21 protein-coding genes and 2 pseudogenes are annotated in these 22196 nt (G+C 47.7%); 13 read left to right on the top strand and 10 right to left on the bottom strand.

Translation table 11 applies throughout. The annotated features are described in order from the left end of the window. Positions 1-23: 23 nt before the first annotated feature. Positions 24-473, bottom strand: a complete 450-nt coding sequence (locus WOA58_RS11640; RefSeq protein WP_340604379.1) for a DUF2062 domain-containing protein — start codon at positions 471-473, stop codon at positions 24-26. Positions 474-903: 430 nt separating this feature from the next. Here WOA58_RS11640 and WOA58_RS19200 point away from each other — a divergent pair, with 430 nt between their 5' ends. The 3 genes from WOA58_RS19200 (at position 904) to WOA58_RS11630 (ending at position 2355) form a co-directional block, all read left to right on the top strand. Next, positions 904-1035: a DUF7344 domain-containing protein gene (locus WOA58_RS19200; RefSeq protein ID WP_461782291.1), complete on the top strand. Its 132-nt coding sequence runs from the start codon at positions 904-906 to the stop codon at positions 1033-1035. Positions 1036-1333: 298 nt separating this feature from the next. Beyond that, positions 1334-1885: a polysaccharide deacetylase family protein gene (locus tag WOA58_RS11635; protein WP_340604377.1), complete on the top strand. Its 552-nt coding sequence runs from the start codon at positions 1334-1336 to the stop codon at positions 1883-1885. A gap of 101 nt (positions 1886-1986) precedes the next feature. Continuing rightward, positions 1987-2355 carry a polysaccharide deacetylase family protein gene (locus WOA58_RS11630; protein ID WP_340604376.1) on the top strand — a complete coding sequence of 123 codons (369 nt, stop codon included), beginning with the start codon at positions 1987-1989 and terminating at the stop codon, positions 2353-2355. Positions 2356-2562: 207 nt separating this feature from the next. Here WOA58_RS11630 and WOA58_RS11625 read toward each other — a convergent pair whose 3' ends face one another. After that, on the bottom strand, positions 2563-3549 hold the full coding sequence (locus WOA58_RS11625; protein WP_340604375.1) for a hypothetical protein: 987 nt from the start codon (positions 3547-3549) through the stop codon (positions 2563-2565). Positions 3550-5335: 1786 nt separating this feature from the next. Between WOA58_RS11625 and WOA58_RS11620 the strand changes: the two genes are divergently transcribed. Beyond that, the gene (locus WOA58_RS11620) at positions 5336-5752 is read left to right on the top strand and encodes a hypothetical protein (RefSeq protein WP_340604374.1); all 417 of its coding nucleotides are present in this window, start codon (positions 5336-5338) and stop codon (positions 5750-5752) included. Between the two features lie 155 nt (positions 5753-5907). Here the strand turns inward: WOA58_RS11620 and WOA58_RS11615 are convergent, their stop codons facing one another. From WOA58_RS11615 to WOA58_RS11605, 3 genes are all read right to left on the bottom strand, one after another. Next, the gene (locus WOA58_RS11615; protein WP_340604373.1) at positions 5908-6231 is read right to left on the bottom strand and encodes a helix-turn-helix transcriptional regulator; all 324 of its coding nucleotides are present in this window, start codon (positions 6229-6231) and stop codon (positions 5908-5910) included. An 883-nt stretch (positions 6232-7114) separates the two neighbouring features. Next, positions 7115-7348, bottom strand: a complete 234-nt coding sequence (locus tag WOA58_RS11610; protein WP_340604372.1) for a hypothetical protein — start codon at positions 7346-7348, stop codon at positions 7115-7117. Between the two features lie 155 nt (positions 7349-7503). Then, positions 7504-8934 (bottom strand): polysaccharide deacetylase family protein, encoded by a 1431-nt coding sequence (locus tag WOA58_RS11605; RefSeq protein WP_340604371.1) that lies wholly within the window; start codon positions 8932-8934, stop codon positions 7504-7506. A gap of 429 nt (positions 8935-9363) precedes the next feature. On the opposite strand from WOA58_RS11605, the gene WOA58_RS11600 reads away from it, so the two are divergent. From WOA58_RS11600 to WOA58_RS11590, 3 genes are all read left to right on the top strand, one after another. Further along, positions 9364-10650, top strand: coding sequence for a hypothetical protein (locus tag WOA58_RS11600; protein ID WP_340604370.1), 1287 nt, complete (start codon positions 9364-9366; stop codon positions 10648-10650). 166 nt (positions 10651-10816) lie between these two features. Further along, entirely contained in the window at positions 10817-10996 is a 180-nt protein-coding gene (locus WOA58_RS11595) for a DUF2080 family transposase-associated protein (RefSeq protein WP_340604369.1), read from the top strand. Between the two features lie 397 nt (positions 10997-11393). After that, positions 11394-11705 (top strand): hypothetical protein, encoded by a 312-nt coding sequence (locus tag WOA58_RS11590; RefSeq protein WP_340604368.1) that lies wholly within the window; start codon positions 11394-11396, stop codon positions 11703-11705. 272 nt (positions 11706-11977) lie between these two features. On the opposite strand, the gene WOA58_RS11585 is transcribed toward WOA58_RS11590, so the two are convergent. The 3 genes from WOA58_RS11585 to WOA58_RS11575 form a co-directional block, all read right to left on the bottom strand. Continuing rightward, positions 11978-12598 carry a hypothetical protein gene (locus tag WOA58_RS11585; protein ID WP_340604367.1) on the bottom strand — a complete coding sequence of 207 codons (621 nt, stop codon included), beginning with the start codon at positions 12596-12598 and terminating at the stop codon, positions 11978-11980. A gap of 462 nt (positions 12599-13060) precedes the next feature. Continuing rightward, on the bottom strand, positions 13061-14284 hold the full coding sequence (locus tag WOA58_RS11580) for a hypothetical protein (RefSeq protein ID WP_340604366.1): 1224 nt from the start codon (positions 14282-14284) through the stop codon (positions 13061-13063). 3 nt (positions 14285-14287) lie between these two features. Beyond that, the gene (locus WOA58_RS11575; protein WP_340604365.1) at positions 14288-14953 is read right to left on the bottom strand and encodes a hypothetical protein; all 666 of its coding nucleotides are present in this window, start codon (positions 14951-14953) and stop codon (positions 14288-14290) included. 1024 nt (positions 14954-15977) lie between these two features. Here WOA58_RS11575 and WOA58_RS19085 point away from each other — a divergent pair. Then, positions 15978-16253, top strand: a pseudogene (locus tag WOA58_RS19085) (carboxypeptidase regulatory-like domain-containing protein); the annotation flags it as partial. Positions 16254-16696: 443 nt separating this feature from the next. Further along, positions 16697-17110: a tail fiber domain-containing protein gene (locus tag WOA58_RS11570; RefSeq protein WP_340604364.1), complete on the top strand. Its 414-nt coding sequence runs from the start codon at positions 16697-16699 to the stop codon at positions 17108-17110. 156 nt (positions 17111-17266) lie between these two features. Here WOA58_RS11570 and WOA58_RS19080 read toward each other — a convergent pair. Then, positions 17267-17362, bottom strand: a pseudogene (locus WOA58_RS19080) (IS1595 family transposase); the annotation flags it as partial. Between the two features lie 883 nt (positions 17363-18245). Between WOA58_RS19080 and WOA58_RS11560 the strand changes: the two are divergent. The 3 genes from WOA58_RS11560 (at position 18246) to WOA58_RS11550 (ending at position 20648) form a co-directional block, all read left to right on the top strand. After that, on the top strand, positions 18246-18842 hold the full coding sequence (locus tag WOA58_RS11560; protein WP_340604363.1) for a hypothetical protein: 597 nt from the start codon (positions 18246-18248) through the stop codon (positions 18840-18842). Between the two features lie 224 nt (positions 18843-19066). Next, positions 19067-19630, top strand: coding sequence for a hypothetical protein (locus tag WOA58_RS11555; RefSeq protein WP_340604362.1), 564 nt, complete (start codon positions 19067-19069; stop codon positions 19628-19630). Positions 19631-20399: 769 nt separating this feature from the next. After that, positions 20400-20648, top strand: coding sequence for a HalOD1 output domain-containing protein (locus WOA58_RS11550; protein ID WP_340604361.1), 249 nt, complete (start codon positions 20400-20402; stop codon positions 20646-20648). Positions 20649-20869: 221 nt separating this feature from the next. Here WOA58_RS11550 and WOA58_RS11545 read toward each other — a convergent pair whose 3' ends face one another. After that, on the bottom strand, positions 20870-21232 hold the full coding sequence (locus tag WOA58_RS11545) for a DUF7344 domain-containing protein (RefSeq protein WP_340604360.1): 363 nt from the start codon (positions 21230-21232) through the stop codon (positions 20870-20872). Between the two features lie 292 nt (positions 21233-21524). Between WOA58_RS11545 and WOA58_RS11540 the strand changes: the two genes are divergently transcribed. Then, on the top strand, positions 21525-22118 hold the full coding sequence (locus tag WOA58_RS11540; RefSeq protein WP_340604359.1) for a DUF6517 family protein: 594 nt from the start codon (positions 21525-21527) through the stop codon (positions 22116-22118). Positions 22119-22196: the final 78 nt, after the last annotated feature.

Below are 22196 nucleotides of genomic sequence, written 5' to 3'. Positions count from 1 at the left end.
AATGGGGCGAACCAAGTGAGCGCTCAGTGCCCGTACCGACGAGCTGCCTGGCCGGCTCGGTAAGCAACCGCGTACCCGACCATCGCGAGGACGACCGCAAGCAGCACGTTCCCGACAAGGAGGCGAACGAGCACGTCGAAACCGGCGTCCATCCCGATGTCACCACGAGTGATCCCCGGGACCGGCCCGAGCAGCCGTGCGCCGATGACGAAGCTCACCACGTAAACGCCGCCTTTCACAAGTGGGTTCAGCACCGCGACCGCGGCGAACATCGTGGGAACATTGGCCCACGCGAACCGATACCCGATCCATGTGAGCAGAAGGAGCCCAGCGCCGAAGGACGGAAGCGTGGTGACGAAAACTCCAATCGCGAAGCTCGCTGCAAGGAGATGCGGTGGGTGGTCCTCCACGAACGCCGCGCGAAGCGACTCCCGAACCCGAAGCAGGTAGCCAGCGGCCCGACGACTGCCCATTGATCGTCACGTAGCCCTATACACTGATGAAATCATCTATCACGGAACAGAAGAGGCCCGAAAGAGGGATACCCTCCGCTGATCCGGGATGAATGGACTGGTAGACAATCCCACAAACCTGACCGACGACTCCCGGGGTCCTTCGAGCGTTCTCGTTTATAGCTCTCTTCGTACCGTCTACTGATACGCGAGCGAAAACCACTAATCAATTGAAATCCCTGGATAGTTCATATCCTTACTCCAGAATCCGTTCCTGCTGATAGAGATTCACTGTTCCCAACGCCTTATGGACTATTCATGAAGACGATATTTTGGTGCGGGACACTGCTACTACAAATCTAATCCGGAGGTTGATCGAGGTACGTTCGAGTAGCGTGTAGACGGGCGGAACCGTCACAAACAACATAAATATTCTGATAAGCGGTAAAGAGTGTATGTTGCTCTTTATCAGAATCATATGCCCGCACTTGCTGACAGTGGAGTTGTTGATTACAATCAGTCGGATAGGGGTATTTGTAACAACCGGACAGCTCAGCTCGGGCCATTTTTACTGGTGGAATGAACCGTTATCTGGGTCCGGAAGTAAGCAATACAATCTCTGGGTGGGAGAAATGTGTTGGTGTTCTTGCTGCCGCTTTTTGATTCTCACCGTAGGGTAATTCAACGTAATCTCCGCGATCGTGCTGTTAGCATGCACTTAGGTAGGAGTGTGCGCCTTGTTTTGCTACTAGAGAACGAGATACTGATATCGTTTCGGCTTTTGAGATGGTATAATTGGGGCGAAAGAGGCCGTATCAGATATTAATATTGAGTTCTCTTACTAGACTGTTAACTATCTAATAGAATTCAGACATTACGGTATGGGTCGATGGTTGACAACCAGAAGACAGTATCTTAGTCTCGGAGCGACTGGCACTGCATGCCTCGCTGGCTGTGCTGACAGGCTTAATAATGAAGCAACAGATGATAATGGCTCTTCTGACGATGAAATAGACTCAGATGCAGCGGAGACTGTGGATACATCAAAAAGAGAACTAGATGGAATACCTGAGGATGGTGCAGTTATTTTCGCTTATGATGATGGACTGATAGAAGATTATACGCAAGCACTCCCAGCTCATCAAGCTTTCAATGCTCCTGCAACCACTGGAATCGTTACTGAATGGATCGGATGTCAAGAGTACAATGGGACCGATTGGATGGACGTCGAGCATCTCGAGGAACTCGAAGATGCTGGCTGGGAGATCGCCTCACATACAACTGAGCATACTGTCGTAGGAACATACGAACTCATTAGAGATGCCGAATCAGCAGACCTGCAAGTATACCCAGAAGAGATCAACATGGCTACTGGACCTCAAAAAACCTGGAGATCGCCGACAGTGAGAAAACTGTTACACGTACTATACTAGGCTATGACGAAAATGAGAGAGGACAATATATCGAACTGGATGAACCACTAGGACAGTCTTTCGCCAAGGGTGAAACAGTTACTCGCTTCGGAAAAGAGGCAATGCATGAGGCACTGGGCGAGTCGAAACAGGAACTCAAGCGCCTCGGCTTCGAGATTGACTCTTTTCTCGCGCCGTACGATAATTTTGACGACTACTCACGAGAATTCGCTGCGGAATACTACGATGGCATCGTGAACGCTGAGCATGGCTCACGGGTTAACGATCCGGAGGAGTTCGATCCCTTCCATACGCAGCGTGATTATTTCATCGAATTCACTACCTCCGATCACGTCAAAGAAGACCTCAATATAATCACATATCAGGGTACATTGGGCGTTATCGGAGCTCACACCTTCAAAGAAAATGTCACAGAAAAAGAATCTATGAGACTCTTGAATGGATCGATGAACGCGGAATCGAAGTACTAACGCTACGCAAAGCGTGTCAACTCGCACACTAGCTCGAAAGATTGAATTATCAAGACAATACATTTGGTTTGGTGCATTTTTAATCCAATAAAACTTGTTCTGGTAGAATTATACCTGTGTATTGCTCCGAATTCACGGGTGGAACGAGAATTTCTCACCTCTCCGGGCTAGATATCGCCACCAATCATGGTAAATCGTGTAGAGACGTCAGCGCTGTGTTCTCGCAAGAACAATTATTGCCAACGCTACGAGAGCACCTATAACACCAAAGCCTGGCATTTCATCGTCCTGATTGGTGCTCGGTTCTGTATCTGTGTCGTGCTCCATGGCAGCGCTATCGCTTGGATCGCTATTGTGATCTTCCTCAATACCGATCGATTCTCCTTGAGTCACTCCCTCATTTTCATTGACTTCATCGGACTCATCCTCGATGTCGTGGTTCGTTTCGTCGACTCCGGTAGAACTGGTGTCATCGTCTTCTGGTGTGTCAAGCTGAAGGACGACGGTAACCTGTCCATGGGAGGCCTCTGGTTGGAACGTCCAACCGCCGCCTACGTCTTCATATGATTCGGCATCAGCTATCGGATCAACGTCTGAATCCCAAGCAGCGTGTGTCTGCTGATGGTAGCCAACTACGTCGATCTCGTCAGCGTGTTCGCCGTCAATTTCTGCCTCGGCATATGTGATAGTGTCGTCATTAGGGAGTCCGTGGAACTCGTAGCAATGAGAATCTAGATATCCATCACCTTGCGGTAAGTCGCTCGTTCCAAACTGATCGGAATCAAGAGGGTGGTCGTAGTGGTCCGTTAGCGGAAGTTGGACCGTTATCGGGTCTGTACTGGAGTGCCAGCTGAGCGAGTTTCCAGTCGGCACCGCAACTGTTGTGTTCGGAATGCTTTCACCGACGATTGGTTCACCGTTCTCATTATGAAGCGCAATGCAAATTTTTGCCGATCCTTCGCCAAGATAAGGGCTCCGGTATTCGTCCCGTGGGTTATCATAGCTGATCCAGCTTCCGTCAGGAGCGGTTGCCTCAAAGTAGGGGTCACCACGTTCTGGAGCTGGTTGGATAAATTCTTCTTCAGACACTTCTGATTCGGCAATAACGCTCGAGACGAAAATAATACTTGTGATCACAAGCACCCCGACAGTGATTAGCAGAAATGTTCTCTTTATATTCTTCGTCTGTATCATTAATACCTGTTATTTCTCTATTGTATTAATTCTGCTGCTCACGGGTGTTCAAATATAAGTGTTCGAAAACAAGAGAGTAGCTCAATGAAATCAGTCCGTGTTCTCATACATTTAAGAAAATTGATAAGGTGTGTTTGGTTGTCTTTTCACTCATCTTCCCGATGCTATGCATAGGAGGGACAACGCAATGTTTTAGGAATTTTCGATCAGAGAAGCCCACTTGTTTCCACATTTTGGGTTGTCGCATAAAAATACCCACATGGGTACCCCATTACCTGTCGGCTCTACACTTTTAGTTGATTTCGACCAGGTTCGACACTCACTGCATTCGTCATACTCTACAGAGGACATATCTATATTCATATAGTTGTCTGACGATAATATAACTTTTGGTATAAGAAATTATAATAACAGATAAATGACACTAATGGATAGATCACACAGGAAGTAGAACGCAGATATCAAGTCTCAAATATCTATTCTGTGATGACTGTGACATCCGTCCCCGCACACTGAGGACACCCCATCGAATCGATTACATAAAGAGTATTGTTCTCACGACGAGTAGCTGTGAAGAGCCGGTCACACTCGATACACTGAACAATTAGTTTCATGAGATTGTATATAAGCGATAGAAGTGTCATTCTATTAAGGATTGTGAGTGTCAATTGGAACGATTATAGTTTCGGCTGATTGCACACGTTTCGTAGAGACACCTATTGACGCGCCACAGTCTACCTCTTGATCGTCGATTAGTTAGTCCAGAAAACCTCTCCGGATAGGAGAGGAACGAAACATGATCCCTACTCAGGTGGCGACCAGCGGAATTGAGCCGCCATTTTCTATCACATCTTTTCTCTATTTAATCCTTTCTATTTATTAATGATTTATTATCTTACGTTGGTGAAGCTACCTCAGACAGACAACGATCAGCCTCTACTCACAGAGACGGTCATCCAGTAGCCATCGATAATGGAAACACGATAATGAACACTAAGTCGGTTGAAGCGATATCGATGTAACAGAGAGCGAGGAAATCCTTGATACATAGTTAAGTTAGTGTAGAGAGGAATTCGGCTAGTAGCACGGACACCACCGCTATCTATGGAAACAACGATGCGAACTACGGATCCCTTCCGATACCACATCCACCGTTGCCTCCCTGGTTAGTCGATTGACCGGCACAGCGTTACTTAGGAGAGCAACGATATGGCGCTCTTTGCCTCTCAACAAATCGCCCAAATAGGAAGAGCAGGACGGTACGACCGCTACTAAATCAGGGTATAGCTCAATGTTCTAAGACGTGCAACAAGCAAGTGAACACTAGCACTACTGTCGCTTAGGAACGGTTAAGAGAGGGTAGCCTTCAGAGAGGGTAATACTGCCACCATAGAGTTGATCAGTGCAGTAGTTTATTAGGGGTGGAAAAAGTCCTGCGCCAAGTTAACCACTTTTGTTGAGATTTGTACGTTCCATACAGTTCAAGCACGGCTTGAACCGAAGTGGAGCCCCACACTCTTGGCAACATCCCTGTGGATGGTTTCGAGATGTGTTATCTTTTGCCATGTTACTACGTACAATAAGCGTATGTTTTAACCTTGTTATAATATATTACAATAAATTAAACATAAAGTAAAAATCAGTATGTCAATCAAGTAGTGTTTGAAATGGACAATGTAGTAGAACAGCGAAAACCACATCTGCAGCTTGTAGAGGAGGTCATGATCAAATTTAAATATGAATAAAAATTAATAGTTAGGGCAATATACAGGAAGGTAGATGAACGATGCACACATCCCATAACCCGCAACAAAAACATCTGCTTGTTAATAGAGAACTGTGTGAATACATCCAGCTGGAGAAGTTGGGTGTGTGTTCAGAGGTACGGAAGGTGTGCCGTTCAGATATTTCAGGAGTCGTAGCCTACCTCGTCTATGACAGCGGCGCTCTCGGCACCTGCTCGGAAGATTTTCAACCATGCAATGAGTACTCTGGTCTCGGACGGTGGGCCGACGAACCATTCGAAATCATCAGCAGTAAAGATGATGCAGCCCTGTACCATGAGATCATTAGCGAGAGCAATGAGTACAGCTATCAAGATATCAGTGAGGAGGTCCGTAACGGAATGATCGATTTTATGGGATTAGAGAGCAGCAGCACCACTTCGATCACCACCGATACATCGGTTGGCAAAAAGACTTGATCACTACATACTGGGGCGCGAATGAGTATCTAACTGATAGAACTCCCTAGTAATTCTTTAAAAATAATTATATTGTATAGAACACAAGTAGGCTCACCACAAACGTAGTAGAGTTGCTATAGTTTTAGCTACTTTTTAACTCCTCTCTCATCTTATCAACTATTCTGAGAATCAGGGTCAAGACTATTAGCTCTGTCTATGATTTCGTTGGGTATGCATGATAATCGCCATTTGAGGTTGAGTTCTACTTCTTTCTTACCGTGGTTGGACAGTTCGTATTTGTTAGTTCGAAGATCGTGCTGACCCTTGTTTACTAGCCCTCTGTCAACGAGCTCGTCAAGATTTGGATAGAGTCTTCCGTGAAGAATTTCAGTCTCATAGTAGTTTTGAAGGTGATCGTTTACTTCTAGGCCATTCGGCTCATCAAGACCTGCAATGACTAACAGCATGTCGCGTTGGAACCCAGTTAATTCGTTCATCTAATTAATGATACATAGAAGATATTTTTAAATATGCTCTACATAGAGTGCTGTAGAAGGTCCTACAACGACTGTACGAGAACTCTCAACGCTCAAGCGGCGGAAGGACAACGGCTACCTCGTCAGCGAACTTCGCTGGAAAGCCCGGCAAGAATATCGCTTGATCAGATACAGTCAAACCGGGTCCAAGCTCAATAACACGAGCGGTCAGCCTCTACTCTTTCTTTCTAACCTGTACAAACTCTCGAGATACTACCCTCGGGAATACGACCTCGTGGCGGTCAAAGACCTCAGCGCGCAGGGACTAATGGAACTTCTGACGAACAGCCGCACCCGGGCGTCGGCGTCATAGAGAACATTCCTGCGGATACTCGAATACAAGTGCGAGCGGGAAGGAACGACTTTGTCGCTGTCGACCCGTGAGGAACGACGAAGATTGGTTCTCGTGCGGCGTTTCAACCGACAACCCCTTGTGAGTCCGCGAGCACTTGTGTCCCTCATCTGGGTTCGAGGTGGACAGAGACATAAACGCGGCCTGAAACATCCTTGCTCACGGGCTCAATCAAACAGAGGTGGTTACTCTGATCCAATGCCTGTGGAGATTGCGCTCCTACGGGAACTGATTCGGTTCCTGCAAAGCGGCGTCCTAGGAACAAGAAGTCGTTCGAAAGACGCTCTGCGCCTTTCGCGATTACGAGAGATTGAAGGTCTCTCGAATGACCCCGTTTTCAGCGAGTCCATCAGGCCGAACAGAGCGGGGTAGTTCAGGTGGCTGTATACTACCACGAAACGTCCGACTACAGGGATCATGAGAATATTTCGAAAGAAGAAATCCAGCCAGCCTAGTAAATATTTTAGAAGCGGATTTATTTATAGAGAATAATCAGTTGGATGGGTTCTTTTTCACTGTTTGTATTGATTCCGTATTTTTATTTTCATTCTCTGTTTGTACTTGCGTATGAATATCAGAGAGGTCTTGTGACAACTGCTGTACCTGCATAGCCAGTTTCTCATCCCCTTTCTCATACATCATGTCATACAGGTAAAAGAGACGTTCGTCAATATGGTTTATCTCTTCTTCTATATCTGATTTTTCATATTTTTCTGTTTGATACACTATGATTTACAACTAACGACAATAGCAAATACTTTGTGTTAAGTGTTATAATCCATCAATATTCGTGTACACTCCTCTGCGATCAGTTTAGAGTGAGTGGTGACGAATAAGTGAAGTGATAACAGCTACAGTTGATCAGTGTTTCTTCTTGTCCTTTACAAATTTTCTGAGTTATCGAGGAGATCAGAGGCAGTGACCACTTGCACATCACTTTCCTCAATATAGTCGAGGAGTTCTTCAAGCTGTTCAGTACTCATATCCGCAAGTGGATCATCCTCAAGTTCGTCCTCAGGGACGACTCCATGTGCAAGTCCAATTGCAAGTTGGTTATACTCGGCAGCAGAATCGATCATTGACGTAAAGGCATCCAGGTCAAACATGTTTACACGCGAAAGATGCATCGGATCAGTGAAAGGGACTGCATTTGTGGATCCTCCAAAATACGAACTCAGTTCATGGTACTCACGGGTGATCTCAACGACTTCTTCGTTTGTATTATGATACGGGACAAACATTGATCGTGCCCCGCCTGGGAAACCTCGGTTGTCGAGATATGCATGAGCGGATTCGATATCTTGTCGGATCGCGTCTGGGTCCTCCAACTCTCTGAATGCCTCTCCTTCAGGATGGGAAGAGATATCCCAACCAGCATCCCGCATTTCACGAAGATGGTCGATTGTGAGCCGGTTTTCTCGATTCAATGAGTCAGGGACGACCGCAGCGACTGCCGGGATATCCCGCTCCTCCAGAAGCGAAAAGACGTTCTCATACTGAGATTCAACTGCATCGTCAAATGTAAGCATCACATACCCTTGGTCAGCGGCGGGAGTGATCCTGAGATCATCAACCCAGAACTGGATATCTGCATTGCCCTCGTCTTCACCCTCTCCGTCGTCATCTGTCTGCAAGGGAGTGAACGTCAGAGCTAGTGAATCATCATCTTCTTCATCCAATTCTCCTGCAGCATCGTCCTCTTCCACCTCTTCTGCGTCATCGGTTGATGCATTCGGATCATCAAGGACGATCTCAATCTCTTGGACATTGTCGAAGAGCGGCTCACCGCGGCCGCCGGTGTAGCCAACGTCCATTCGGAGCCAACCGGCATAGTTGCTGAGCACAGTACGTGTTCCCCAAACCTGATCAGCTTGCCCTGGAGCGTGGATTCGAACCGTGATTCGTGCTGGACGAGGAGTATCAACTCGGACCGCCATCGAAAGATGATGGCTCTCCATGTCTAAGCCGTCAGGAAATGAGCGAGCGATTCCAGCGAATCCGCCTGTGTTCTCGATGCGTGCTGACTGAGATCCGGTAAGCAGAACCTCGTCATCACCCGTAAGTTCACCATCAAGCTCAAACCAATCATCAAGATCGTCATCAAAGTTACTGACGACCTCGCCGTGATTGATTGCAGGTGGCGTCGCATTTTCACTATCACTGTTCCCATTGAGACCGTTGTCCTCATTATTCTCGTCTTCGTCCTCGTCTCCAGCAGTGTCTGGTAACTGACCGGTACAGCCCGCTGCAAGAGTGAGCGAACTTCCACCAATAGCTGCTAAGAATTTTCGGCGGTTGGATTTCTTTGCCATCAATTATATTCGATCTTCATGTGATATAAAATTTTCTATCTATATATGGAAAATACAACATGGCCCGAAGCCGTGAACGATCCGGCCGAGTCAATTCTTGATCTCGTCGTTTCAAAATTAGTAAATACATGTAGTCACGTAGATGTCGAAGATTGGTCTCTTGAGATAAGAGGTGTATCGATTTTTCAGAATTCGATAGTCTCAAAAATAAGATAATGGGTTCGAATTCGACCCCCCGATGAAGAGAGACCTTCCGAAGCGAATTAGAAAAGCGTATACAGACAGCAAAAGGCGACGAGTGCAAACTCAAGTAGCTATCTCGTAAAATCAATATGAGATGTTCTAAAACCTTCTAGTCCGTACCTAAGCTATATTACAAATTTATTAGACTACATATAACTACATTGATATCTGTGCATGACACAGGTGATGGACGAGCAATCCACCAACAAGGCGGCTCGACGTAACGATTGGACACGGCGTACGTTCATGAGCACGCTCGGTGTAACCGGCATCGCCGGCGTGTCGATGAATGTTCAGGCGAGTAGTGACAATGACGACAGTGAAACTGATTATTTCACTAATGAACAGATGCTTGACTGCCTGCACGGGCGCGAGATCGCTGGTGGCAACGGCTATGAGTCCGATATCGGTCTCAATGATGCCGACACCATTGTTGAAGACCAAGACTCACTGCTTGATGCGCTCGACAGTGATGCTGACGTAATCGGCATTGACGGTGATACGGAGATCGACCTTTCAGGAGAAGACTATGAGCTCACCGATCAGACAATCGTCTCCGATCGAGGTGTAGATGGTTCGAGTGGGGCCCTATTGTACACAACGGATCACGGCGAGGACTCACCTGCCTGGGACGGCGGTTCAACTGGTCGTGGAGTTATTACAGTAGATGGCGATTCTCGTATCAGTGGGATCCGATATCGAGGACCGTATCACGACCACTACGACAACGAAGAGTATCCTGGATATATTCCGCTGGATGACGGCGACAGCTATGCGGAACGCCAGGAGATGCGCCAAGAGCGCTACGCACGTGGAATGTCGATTCTGAGTAGTGACGTTGAGGTCGACAACTGTGAGATCTATGGGTGGCCTATGCAAGCTATTGCGATCGGCACTTCCTCGATCGTCGTGTCCCCCCACCTTCATCACCTCTACGGTCATGACTGTATGATGGTCGGCGCGGGGTACGTCATCGACGTGTTCAACGGCCATCCGACCATCGAAATGAGCTATTTCAACGCGACATGTCATTCAGTCAGTGGGTTTGGACACACCGAGTGTGGCTATACCCTTGAGGATTGTTTATTCGGACCATTGACCTACAGTCATGCCGTCGATATGCATAGCCTAGCCGAGAATGGCTACGAGGGCGACCTCACTGCAGGCGATCGCGTCGAGGTTCGTCGCTGTACGTTCACATTCACTCATAATATCGACGGACAGAACGCTCAGGCGATCGCGTTTCGTGGGTACCCAGAAGACATATACCTCACGGAGGATAGTTGGTTCTTCCACGATGCCGACGGTGACAATAGTATCGAAAACGTCGCAAACTCGAGCAATGAACCGGTTCCCTATCGACAGGTCAATGTTGGTAGTGGCTGGCACGGCTGGTACGTCTCTGGCAATCACTACGGCCCCGAGGAGCCCCCAGAATCAGAGATCGGCGCACCAGTCAACCTTCCGATCTGAATCCTCGAAGTTCGCTTAGTCACGATTGGTTTTCTTTATCTAAATTCAAGGCGCTGAGGCTCCTTCCTCAACGGTCGAGCGAAGCGAGGTCGTAGGGAGGGGATACAGCGCCATCGTCGTGCGATGCTGCCGGTCCGAAAACCTAACCCACGCTATTGGTAGCGTTATGTTTCTACGCAGTGTAAACATCGTAGTGGATTGGTACGAGATCGAAGGACACAAGGTCCACGAATCCGAGGTCAATCCTACTGGCAACAGTGCTCACGTCATCGTTCCGAAGCGGTGGCGAAGTGTTACCGTTAAGGTCGTTCGTGTCACCGACCCATCCGACGAAAGCGGCGAGTAGACCATGCCTACAACTACAGATACCGACTTAAACGTCTGACGAACTCCACGAACGATTAGTGTGGACCGCCGATACCTGCCGGCAGGTCTACGACTACTTTCTCCAGTGGCTCAATCGAATAGACGATACGTCCGCCTACTCCAAACAGTCGTTCCTTTCCAACCTCAAATGCGAGTGGATCGAGCTCAGGGCAAGATAGTTCACTTGAGGAATCCAGTTGTCTCGAGTCCAAGTAGCTCGCTCTAAGCTGCATGTCAAACACACGGACAAGGAGGGAAGAGCTATAGCACTGTCATCGTTCTGTGGGGGCAGGATCTAAGGTGAAGAGAGATATGAGATGAGAGCCAATATCAAATTACAAAGGTATATAGTTAAGAAGTTATATAGTACAGATCATATGGAGAGAGAGTATGAGGAAAAAAAGGTCGAAGTAGAGTATAACCTCTGTGGAGAGGTACGTACCGCACGTTATATTATGGAGCACAGAGATGATAATCGATTTGTCGAATTTATCTATAATATCGATCATAATGGTGTTGCACATCTCGACTATGTTAAATACGATGGAAAGGAGAATGAACCGGCTGGGACACCCATGATGATATTGAAATACGTTGAGCTCGCCAAAGAAGCTATTGTGAATGTCAAGGGTATTGAAGATGTTGAGCCATTTTTAGAAACGATCGAAGATCAAGTGGAGTGGAATTGAGTGATCTCTCTGTAGTCTATATGTTAGAGGCCATTCTATAGAGTATGGAGATAGTCACACTGGGTCTAACTCGTATTTATAACGAATACAAAGTATGAGCCATTATTGTAAAATTCTTTTCAGTTCGTTCCGACGAATCAGTAATTGACCGATAGTTATGTATGATAGGTAGAAATTGCTAATCTGAATGAGGGATAATCGGTAGGCCCTTAGCCTATTTAGATGCCATCAATAGATATCTTCAAGAAATAGTCGTACCCTCGAGGGGTGAGTTACTCAAGTGTCACTTCGCGATCGCTGCCGTCGATTGTGATATCTACGTCACTAGAATTACTATTCTGATCAGTACTACTGATGGTGTAGTCGCCATCGACTACATCAAACTCAACTAAGCCATTCTCAGATATTTCCTGAGTAGTTGTTGTGTTATCACCGTCCTGCTGGAGTGTAATAGTGGTCTCATCGATATCGGTGCTCTCATCAACGTAGACGGTCAAAATATATACCTCCTCTGCCATATAGAGTCCCCCATTACTACCGTTATCTCCGGTATTTCGGTTCTTCTCAACAGAGTTCTCCTCCTCATTAGTTCGTGTAGTATCTACAGTCTTAGAATCTGCGTCTGCACTACCTTCTGAGGAAGTAGTGGCTGCCTCATTAGAGGTGCTGCTACCTTCAGTCTCGTTACTAACGTCTTCAGTACCGCTATTGTTATCCGAGTTATTGGCTTCGTCAGCCTCGTCCTGGGATCCGTCTTCTATCTCTGTGGGATCGTCGGATTCATCCGGATCCATATTAAATTCCTCTTCAGACTCATTGGCCCCCAAACCAGTGCAACCAGCAGAAACAACCATTACACAAACGAGAAGGACCACTATTATGTTTCTTTTCATCATGTATTAATTTTATTCTATTATAATAGATCTTGTGGCCCAAATATATCGTGTAAAGAGAGGACAGAAGAACCATGCTGAGTGAGGAGAACCACTGCATCGCTCATCGAACACCCAAAATCGTGCTCAAGCTACCTAGAGAGAATAACTCGGATGTTGGAACACAGTGCGAACGCGAAGGAATACGTCATTTGCCGCCAATCAATCAGGGATGCAAGGGAGTATACGAGTACCGGCGTTTCAGCTAAGAAACCACTATAAGGTCAAAACATCGATGCCACTATACAAATTAAGGCAGACTGCGACCGACACCGCTTACAGCTTTTTCCGTGACCAGCGAAGAAATGGCTTGTTCCAATCTTACATCTGAAAAACTACGCTTTCTATGGATAATCTCTTGGTATCCGCAAGGCGCATCGTGAAACTAGAAGCCCCGTTCTCAGCGTGAGCAGGGCTGACAGTTCATTCGAGCGATCTGAGGGCAATTCGTAGGCCGCGGCGGCGTTCCTCATCGATCAGTGGCTGTCCAGCCATCGGATCATCGAGGTTGACTGGAGCGCCGACTCCAGGTTCATGAGGTTCGCTGATGCCATACTGATTATTTTGGAACAACCAATCGTGCCATTCTCCGTGCGGAACATTCACTTGTCGATACGGCGCATAGCCACCATCGTTTGAGACGTTCTCAGGCGGTTCCTGACCATCGATTTCGTGAACGAATCGGCAGTTTTCAGTAATATACTCGTCTTCAGGATACCCACGGAACGCAATCGCTTGTGTGGCAGTATCTGTAATCCCGTGCGTGAAGGTAAACGTGCATCGACGCACTTCAACACGATTGCCCGCGGTAAGGTCATCACCAAAATCGTTCTCGGCCAGTGCGTGCATATCAACAGCATGTGAAAGTGTTGACGGACCGATGACGGAGTCCTCGAGGGTATAGCCACATTCGGTATGGCCGAATCCATTGATTGCGTGGCGCGTCGCGTTGAAATAGCTCATTTCGATGGTCGGATGGCCGTTGAACACGTCGATGACGTACCCCGCGCCGACCATCATACAGTCATGACCGTAGAGGTGATGAAGGTGGGGGGACACGACGATCGAGGAGGAGCCGATCGCAATAGCTTGCATAGGCCACCCATAGATCTCACAGTTGTCGATTTCAACACCGTCACCCAAAATGTGGATGCCACGTGCATAGCGTTCTCGGCGCATCTCCTGGCGTTCCGCATAGCTGTCGCCGTCATCCAGCGGAATATATCCGGGGTAACGTGGGTCATCGTAGTAATCATGGAAGGGACCACGATAGCGAACACCTGAGAGGCGCGATCCATTCTGCATAGTGAGAACACCGCGACCGTTCGAACCACCATCCCAAGCAGGGGAACTTTCGCCCCGATCCGTTGTGTACAAGAGAGCACCGGCTGAGCCGTCGACGCCCCGATCGGAGACGATCGTCTGGCCGGAAAGGGTGAAATCTTGACCCGAGAGATTGATTTGAATGTTACCAGGGATACCGATGACATCGGCTGAAGAGTCAACTGCATCAAGAAATGCCGAGCGGTTCTCGACGATTACGTCAGCGTCTTCAAGCCGAACATCTGATCGATAGCCGTTGCCGCCAGCGAGAACGCGATCCTCGAGACATTCGAGGATCCGTTCGTTAGTAAAGTATTGTGTCATGGTCTATAGGTGAGCTCCTTCATGTGCTGCGATGTGCAGGTCGAAGTAGTAGTACCAGAAGCGATTGTCACTGTAATCGCCAGGTTTCGAACCGCCTCTGAGCTCGAGCCCGTCGCGGCTTTGGCTTTCCCAGCCCGCCCACCCACCGCGGCGCAACGGGAAGTCCCCCTCACGCGTTAGAAGGTACTCACCGGGTTCAAGTGCCATATCGAGATCGATCGTATTGATTCCCGAATCGACGCTGACGTCACGCTCATGGACCGTACTAAAGCCCTCATCGCCATCGTACTCACCGACAACTGCGGTGAACGTGCCCGATTCGCCAGCGTCGACAGTTGTCTCGCCAAGGTGAACCGCTCGTTCGGTCTCGAAGTGAATACCCCATTGAGCTGCACCGTGTTGTTCGCCCCGCGGTGACGCTCCGATACGGCGGGCTGGGAACTCAAGTGCGTCGGCAGCGTCCTCGAGTCGACCAAGCACCTCGTCGAACGCCCGGAGGTCCACATTCCCGTTATCAGCCTCTTCGATCTCAGCGATAGCATCGTTATCATTCGCTTGTGCATTACCAGCAACGGCTGCAAAACCCGTTGCGCCAAGGGCTGCAACAAATGTTCGTCGAGTCCAGTTGTTGCTCGGCTCCGCCTCATCAATGGTAGATTGTTCAACCATCTTCTATATCCACAAAGGTAGTATCTATAAATATATGTTAGCTAAGATGGATGAAAGTGGGTGGTTACTGTGAAGTAACCGGTTTAGAAGAAGTCTCTGGTTAGTGGAGTATTATAATGAGTGGCTATTATCGAAATAAATTAATCTGCCGAATACGAGGGATTCAGAGTGGTTCGAGATTAGAAGAAGACTATAGTGAGACCTAGGCGTGAGAAGCCATAGAGCAACAGTCGACAGAATGCACAGGAGGTCGTTCGTAAGTAAAGACGCAGGAGCCAGATTGAATATCTACTTCTCTAATATCAATGTATTAACTATAGGAGAAATTATTAATAGAGTGCAAACGAGTTTGTTTATTAGATGAGACATAGAATCAAAGAAAAGGCTCAAGCCATTCTTGAGACGAAGATTCCAGAATATTGTCACCAATGTAATGAACCAATTCGCCATAGGAGGGGTATTCTTATGAGAGAATGTATTCTCTGTCAAGATGGATAGGGCTTTGTTCCAGGATATATCATTATTCTTGTACTATGGCGCTAGATAAATCTTAATACGAAACAAATTAAAGAGAGGATAGTGGATACAAGTAATGTCAAAACGCCGCTCGAAGCACCAGGGCCAGCGAGTTCAATAGTCTCCCAGAATTGTCGAGATCGGGTCATCATCTACGACACCCAAGATGCAGGATGGGGGTCCCGGCTATCAATTCGGATAGATGACCCACATCTCGTACTGAATCTTGAGTACCACCGCTGAGACCTCCCTCTACCGAGCTTCATAGGTGAGAATAGATCCTCTATCGCGCCCTGAGATCATTCGTGGAGAGATGGTCGCATAACCCGGAAATTGCCAACGTTATTTCGACCTCTTACTCATATAATAATCGTAACATGATGGATCGGCGAAATTGCTGATATCCTGATACTCAGAGGGTGGCACTGTGGGGCTCAATTCTGGAGCAAGGTTGCTTTGATGCTGTGTAATGTTATGACTGATTGGGAAGAGCACGAAATGATACAATATTCAGAAATCCATTAATGTATCCACTTTTGTAAGGGGATTCAACAATCTCAGATGGACCGTCTCGACTGACGAAAACGATAGCGTCGAAGCGGCAGTGATAACCGTTACTGATACCGAAACGGAGGAACTCGAAGCGATAACCACGACCGAGGAGAGCGGTACGTACTCAGTCTTGATCGGATCTGGTACATACGACATGCGATGCGAGCAGATCAGGTTCGAAACCGATGAGCAATCCGTCACTATCAGTGACGATACAACGGAGACGCTGGACATCACGCTATCCGAACAGGCGTCCGATATGGAGGCGGAAATGGCCGATGCTCTCGGAATCGGCCTTCGGGCCAGCGGCAACCACGCGACGGTCGGTGGTGGTCGAGACAACGAGGCCCGAGGGAGGTACGATACAGTCGCCGGAGGATGGCGCAACATCGCCGATGGTGAGGCGGCGACGATTAGCGGCGGCGCAGCCAACGAAGCCAGCAGCACCAATACGACGGTCAGCAGTGGCGTCGGTAACAGAGCTCTCGGCTTCCGATCGACGATCGGAGGAGGAGGCGGGATTAGTAGACGCGGAACTCGGCAGAGGGTTCACATGCGACTGTTGGTGGCGGGCAGAGAAATCACGCTAGGGGCGATTTTGCGGTGGTACCTGGAGGTTTCTTCAATTACGCATTCCGTGATCATTCGTTCGCAGTTGGTCGGAGAGCATACGCAATGCACGAGGGGGCAGTCGTGTTTGCTGACTCCAGCGATACCCCGCCTAGGTCGGAACGCGAGAACGAGGTCAGATCACAGATGCCGGTTTTCGCGCCAGCATTCAACTCGACGAGCGCTAGATCAGCGAAGACGAACGTCGAATCGGTCGATCCCGAAACGGTGCTTGACGGCGTTGAGAACTTGGAAATCACCACGTGGAAGTTCAAACACAACGGCACCGGAAAGCATATCGAACCGATGGCTGAGGAGTTCGCCAAAACGTTCGATCTTGGCGACGACGATGAATCAATTTCGACTGTCGATGCCGAAGGGGTCGCACTTGCTGCGATTCAAGGGCTGTCCAAGAAGCTCGCCAAAAGGGACGACTGGATCGCGGAGTTAGAGCAGCGACTCACCGCCCTAGAAGCGTAGGTCTGCTCTGGCGAAATGTTTTTACGAACTAACCAAACCGAATTTCCACAGCGCTCATTTCGACATAGTGTAAAATAGGAGTTTCTCGAACCAATCCACGGGTGAGTTGAGTTTTAATGTGAGGAAGTCGAGATACTTCTGGAGATGATGCCTCCCACAGTGACTACACGTCACCGTCTTGCCGAAGCGGGCGAGATGGAGACGCTCGAAAGATTTCTCACGTAATGGAAGGAAGACCTGAGCGGACTTTTTATGTGGTACCTGTAATTATTGGTGATTGTGATTAGAACGTAAAGATAGTCTCCGAACGTCAGTAGGCGCTCGATGGGGTTCTGCGTAAAGTGCGACTTCTTCTGTTCGAGACCCCCGCTGTCCTTTGTAGTCACCACTTTCGTCACAGTAGAGTTTGTGATATCCGTCACTGACTGCACGGTTGTCTTGGTCGAGGATATACCAAAATGCCCCTAGTTGCCCAATTCGCGTACCGTCTGATAATCCTGCAATTGCGTGCCAGTAATCGGGATCGGGGAGTCTATAACCACTCTCACCGGTTATAGGAGCCAAATCAGGATAGTGCTCGTAGTCTATATTGGAATTCATGTTTTTAATATGGATTTATATAGATATAAAACTAGGGTAGTGTGACAAGATGGTTGTTTTATGTCGACTTTTAATGACGAGACGCAGCAATAATACAGTAAACGACTGCAGATCACTCATAAATTTGGAGTTAGGTCACTTGCAACCATCAAAACTAGTGGTCTCTTCTGTGGTTCATTGGTCCCGTCTATAGCGAATGCAAGAGATACGGCTAGGACACCAGAGAGCTCTACTACAGGATTAGGTTGGCATTCACCTTGTCTGGTACTAGTGGTTTATAGATGAGAGAACTAATACCGTGTACGTGAAGTACCCACACTTAGTCTATGATAGGAAATTGTATGCAATTGCATACGTATCTCTCCAACTTTCTTGGGAAAAGTGATTGTTTTAGAGATATCAACTCCTATTTGATCAAATAGCAGAAAAAGGGTAGTAGATCATTGCTCCAGGCTATTATCTTCGTTAATTCTTGCTAATTTAATATTGGCTGCCAGCCAATAAATTTATTTACCAAGCATGTATTATGTTATGTATGGAGCGAAGAAAAGTACTCCTGGGAAGCGGTACCGCAATTGCAACCATCCTAGCTGGCTGTGCTAGTGAAGGAGATGAAGAGGGCGAAGAAGAAGAGACCGAGCTAGATCCCGATAATGGGGAAAACGGAGACGAACCAGAAGAGCCTGAAGATGAAGAGGAGCCAGAGGAACCGGACGAAGAGGATGAAGAAGACGAGGATGAAGAGCAGGAAGAAATCCCCGGGTTTGACCGTGAGAACTTCGAGATCGATAGCGATGTTATCGAAGTGAAGGAGCTCACATATCGGAAGCAGAAGCTCGAGGTTCGCCTAATGCTGTCGACGACTGACCGAGACGAACTCGTCGAGGAACTTGAAGCTCTCGGACCCGCCTTCGAAGACGCGATTCGTGATGCCGACGCCGATGAATTCTTCGCGGAGGTTGAGGAGCTTCAGTTCACGCTCTTGGACGAGGACAAGAACACGCGTATCTCGATCTTCGTCGACATCGGATGGCTGCGCCAGTTCGTCGATGATGATATCACGAGCGACGAGTTCATTGATGAGATGCTTGATGAAATGGCAGAGTTCCTCGACGAGATGGATCAAGACTGAGCTGAGTTCCAACTCGTTACTGCTGTAAAGGCGGTCGACTCGGTTACCGATTTTTGACTATGCCTAGTAGATAGCCGTTAGTAGCACTAGCAATCCCAGTAGAGATTCGTGGCGTCTGAGGCCACTGGTCTCTCATCGTATTGTATGGGCATTTTTGTATTTCTTAATTTCAATTCTTCTATCTTTTTCAATAAGCTTATCTTGTGTCCTAATATTGTCCCTGTATGGAGAGAAGAAAAGTACTCCTCGGAAGCGGTGCCGCGATAGCTACCATCTTGGCTGGTTGTACTGCCAGCGGGGAAGAAGATACAGATTCACCCAGCGAAACGGAGTTGGAAATGCAAGACAAGGTAAGCGAGGGTGACGAAGAAGAGGATTCTACCGAAGAGGATGAGTCAGAGTCAGACGATAAGGAAAAAGAACAGGATGAAATCCCGGGGTTCGATCGCGAGAACTTCGAGATCGATAGTGAGACCATTCATGTGAAACGTATCACATGCGAAAATCGGAAGCTTACCATCGATGTGAAGGTAACAACGAATGATCGAGACGAATTAGTTGAAGAACTTCGCGCTCTCGGGCCTGCTTTCGAAGACGCGATCCGTGATGCCGATGCTGATGAATTCTTCACGGAGGTCGAGGAACTTCACTTCACGCTCTATGATGAAGACAAGAACGTCCGGTTTGCGTTCTTTATCGATGTGAGATGGCTCCAGCAGTTCATCGATGACGATATTTCGAATGACGAGCTCGTGGATGAAATGCTCGACGAGATCGGGGATACATAACAATAGAATATACCGGTGTTGACACGGGGCAGTAGAGTCTTAATCAACCCCCATTTTAGCTGTGAACCTATATTCTACTGAGCTGCAGCAATGAACTACCCTACTGCTCGCCTGATGACTCGCGCTTGAGGGTAGGCTTCCTGTTTCAACGACGCGCTTTGCAGATACTGATGTATATCCACTTGTCGGGCTTGAAGCCGCTTTGGCTATAGATGAATGATCGGTAGTCCCGTGGCGCTTTCCACTGGAGCGAACCCGACGCCGTATCCGTCCGATTGAGCAGGGAGAGGCTATTGCGGTTGTCGTAGATCCATCTGCGACGACCTGTAGTTCGGGAGTATCCCTCAGTGAGATCGTCACAACCACTGCTTGAGGTCCAGCAGTTCCGACCGAAGCGCGGACATCGATACGATCTTGTCTCGGTCGTATTCGTTGAGTCGGTACAGAAGGTGGTTGTAGACTTGCCTACAAATATCTCGATGGCAGTCCAACCCCTCCCAGTGAGAGTCAGACGGTCCGGGTCGATCCTGTAGACGTAGTACATCCACTACTCCCGTTCCGCCATGAGTTGGTCAAGTCGATTACGGACGAACAACGGAGGTTGTGGTGGTTTTCCTCTACCCACTCAGCTTGGTCCTTATTCACATTATTGAAACGATAAAAGATTGTCATATAAAGGCAGTATAGTGTTAAATATTCTCGTTAGGAATGATTTCACGTAGCTGAGTCGACAAAATATATTTACGCAAATTCTGTTATTAGTGAACCAATGGCTATGAGAGGATACAACGAAGGAAAGGAAAGAGGTCAGTCTAATCCGGTGAGTCTACAATTAGTGAGACGGCTCGCTACTGCAGAAGATACTGAGCCAGAAGATATCCCCTCATACGCTCAGGAGATCGATTTTGAGGCGCTCGATACCCTTATTTCGGCAAGTTCGACTGATCTAACAGTGTGTTTTAGAATTGAGGGATACGATGTCACAGTTGCTTCGGATGGGTCTATCGATCTCGAGTAATATAATGTAGATACTAGCCTTCACCGTTTAGGTGGAACGTGTGCCGTCTTTCTGGGCGTTCCCCATAGCCAAGTACACTTCAGGGCTCTATCGTTTTAATGCTATTGAATGAGGTTTGCGGTTAAAACAAACATACGCCTGCTCTATAGAAGCGTATGGAAGTCCTGCGAGTTGTTGCTGGTCCTCAGTTAAGCGATCTCCATTCTAGCGACAGAAACATATCAATGCATCTCCTCAGAGAGTCTCTCCTGAACGGCCTGATTCTCCCATTGTTTCGTCATTGAAAGCAATTCTTGAGCTTCGTCAGATAAATCTCGCAAATGGATCTCACCATCTTCGTGGTCATACATAATGAGATCGGCACTCTCTAGCTTTGGAAGATCAATCTGTTGAAGACGAACCATCAACTCTGATTCTGTCAGCGTATCATCTGTGTTGTCAGTAACAATAGCGAGTTCTGTGAGAAGTTTATCGACTGTTGATATGTCTCGCGAAATCAAGAGGTGAAGAATCCAGCGTCGGTAACGTGGCGTTAGTACTTGTAGTGTGAGATCGAGTTGTGCGCTTTTGTTCATAGTGGTCATATATATCTATTACCTCTACGTTAGTTTATATCTTTTGTTTGCTATTACTATCTGTATGATACTAGGGGCGCTTGGATGCTGTAGGCGATCCGAGTGTAGACTAACCCTCTAGTGGAAATAAGGCTATGAGTAGATGCAATATCAAGTAGAAATAATAGTAACTCTTATTTACTTCCAGATAGGACTAATACTCTAAAAATGGATGTAACGACATATGAATAGAAGACAATTCATTCGAGCGCTCCCCATTATAGCAGTAGGGTCGACTGGTTGTGTAGGGCTTGATCTTGATGTGAGCCCAGAATTCGAGTCAGAAGCGGAAGGAGAGGAACTCGTTTCAGCCGAACCTTCGCCAATTGCCGTTGATACTACAGCAGTCGAAAGAGCGGGCTATGAAGAAACACGAGATATCGTGTTCGAGGTGACTCAAACGATGGCAGTAGGTGATGAATCGTACGTAGTTCGAGCCGCGAATCACCTCATTGAATACGAGCGGTCCGTTGACCATCCAGAAGTAGGAAAAGCGCCGATAGCACGATTTACTGCCGTCGCAACACCGAAAGTTGAGGCCTTCTCCCAGGAGATCAATTTCACTGAGCAGGTAACCGATGAGGTCATTGGGAATGGTCTTCAGATAGGGTATGAGAACGTGGAAATCGGCGACGAGGTACACGAAACTGATTCAGTTACTCCATTTGAGCGCGAGACAAAGGTATACCAGTATCCAGGGACCGCTGAGGTAGATGACTATGTAGTGTACGTCTACCTCCACGTTGCAAGGACAGTTCGTGAGTCAGACTACATTACGTTAGCTGGAATATATCCACAGGCCTTCGTTGCTAATGAACAACATCGAGTCTTGGATCTGATGGAAGCAGTCAAATGATCAAAATCAGCTAGCTACTGCCTGAAAGTAGTACGAGAAATGACACCACGTCGTAACGAGCGCACCGAGAGCAGTAGC

It is taken from the genome of Halalkalicoccus tibetensis (genome assembly GCF_037996645.1).
GTDB lineage: Archaea > Halobacteriota > Halobacteria > Halobacteriales > Halalkalicoccaceae > Halalkalicoccus > Halalkalicoccus tibetensis.
Note: the sequence above shows the minus strand (reverse complement) of the source record. Positions and strands in the feature narration are given on the sequence as shown.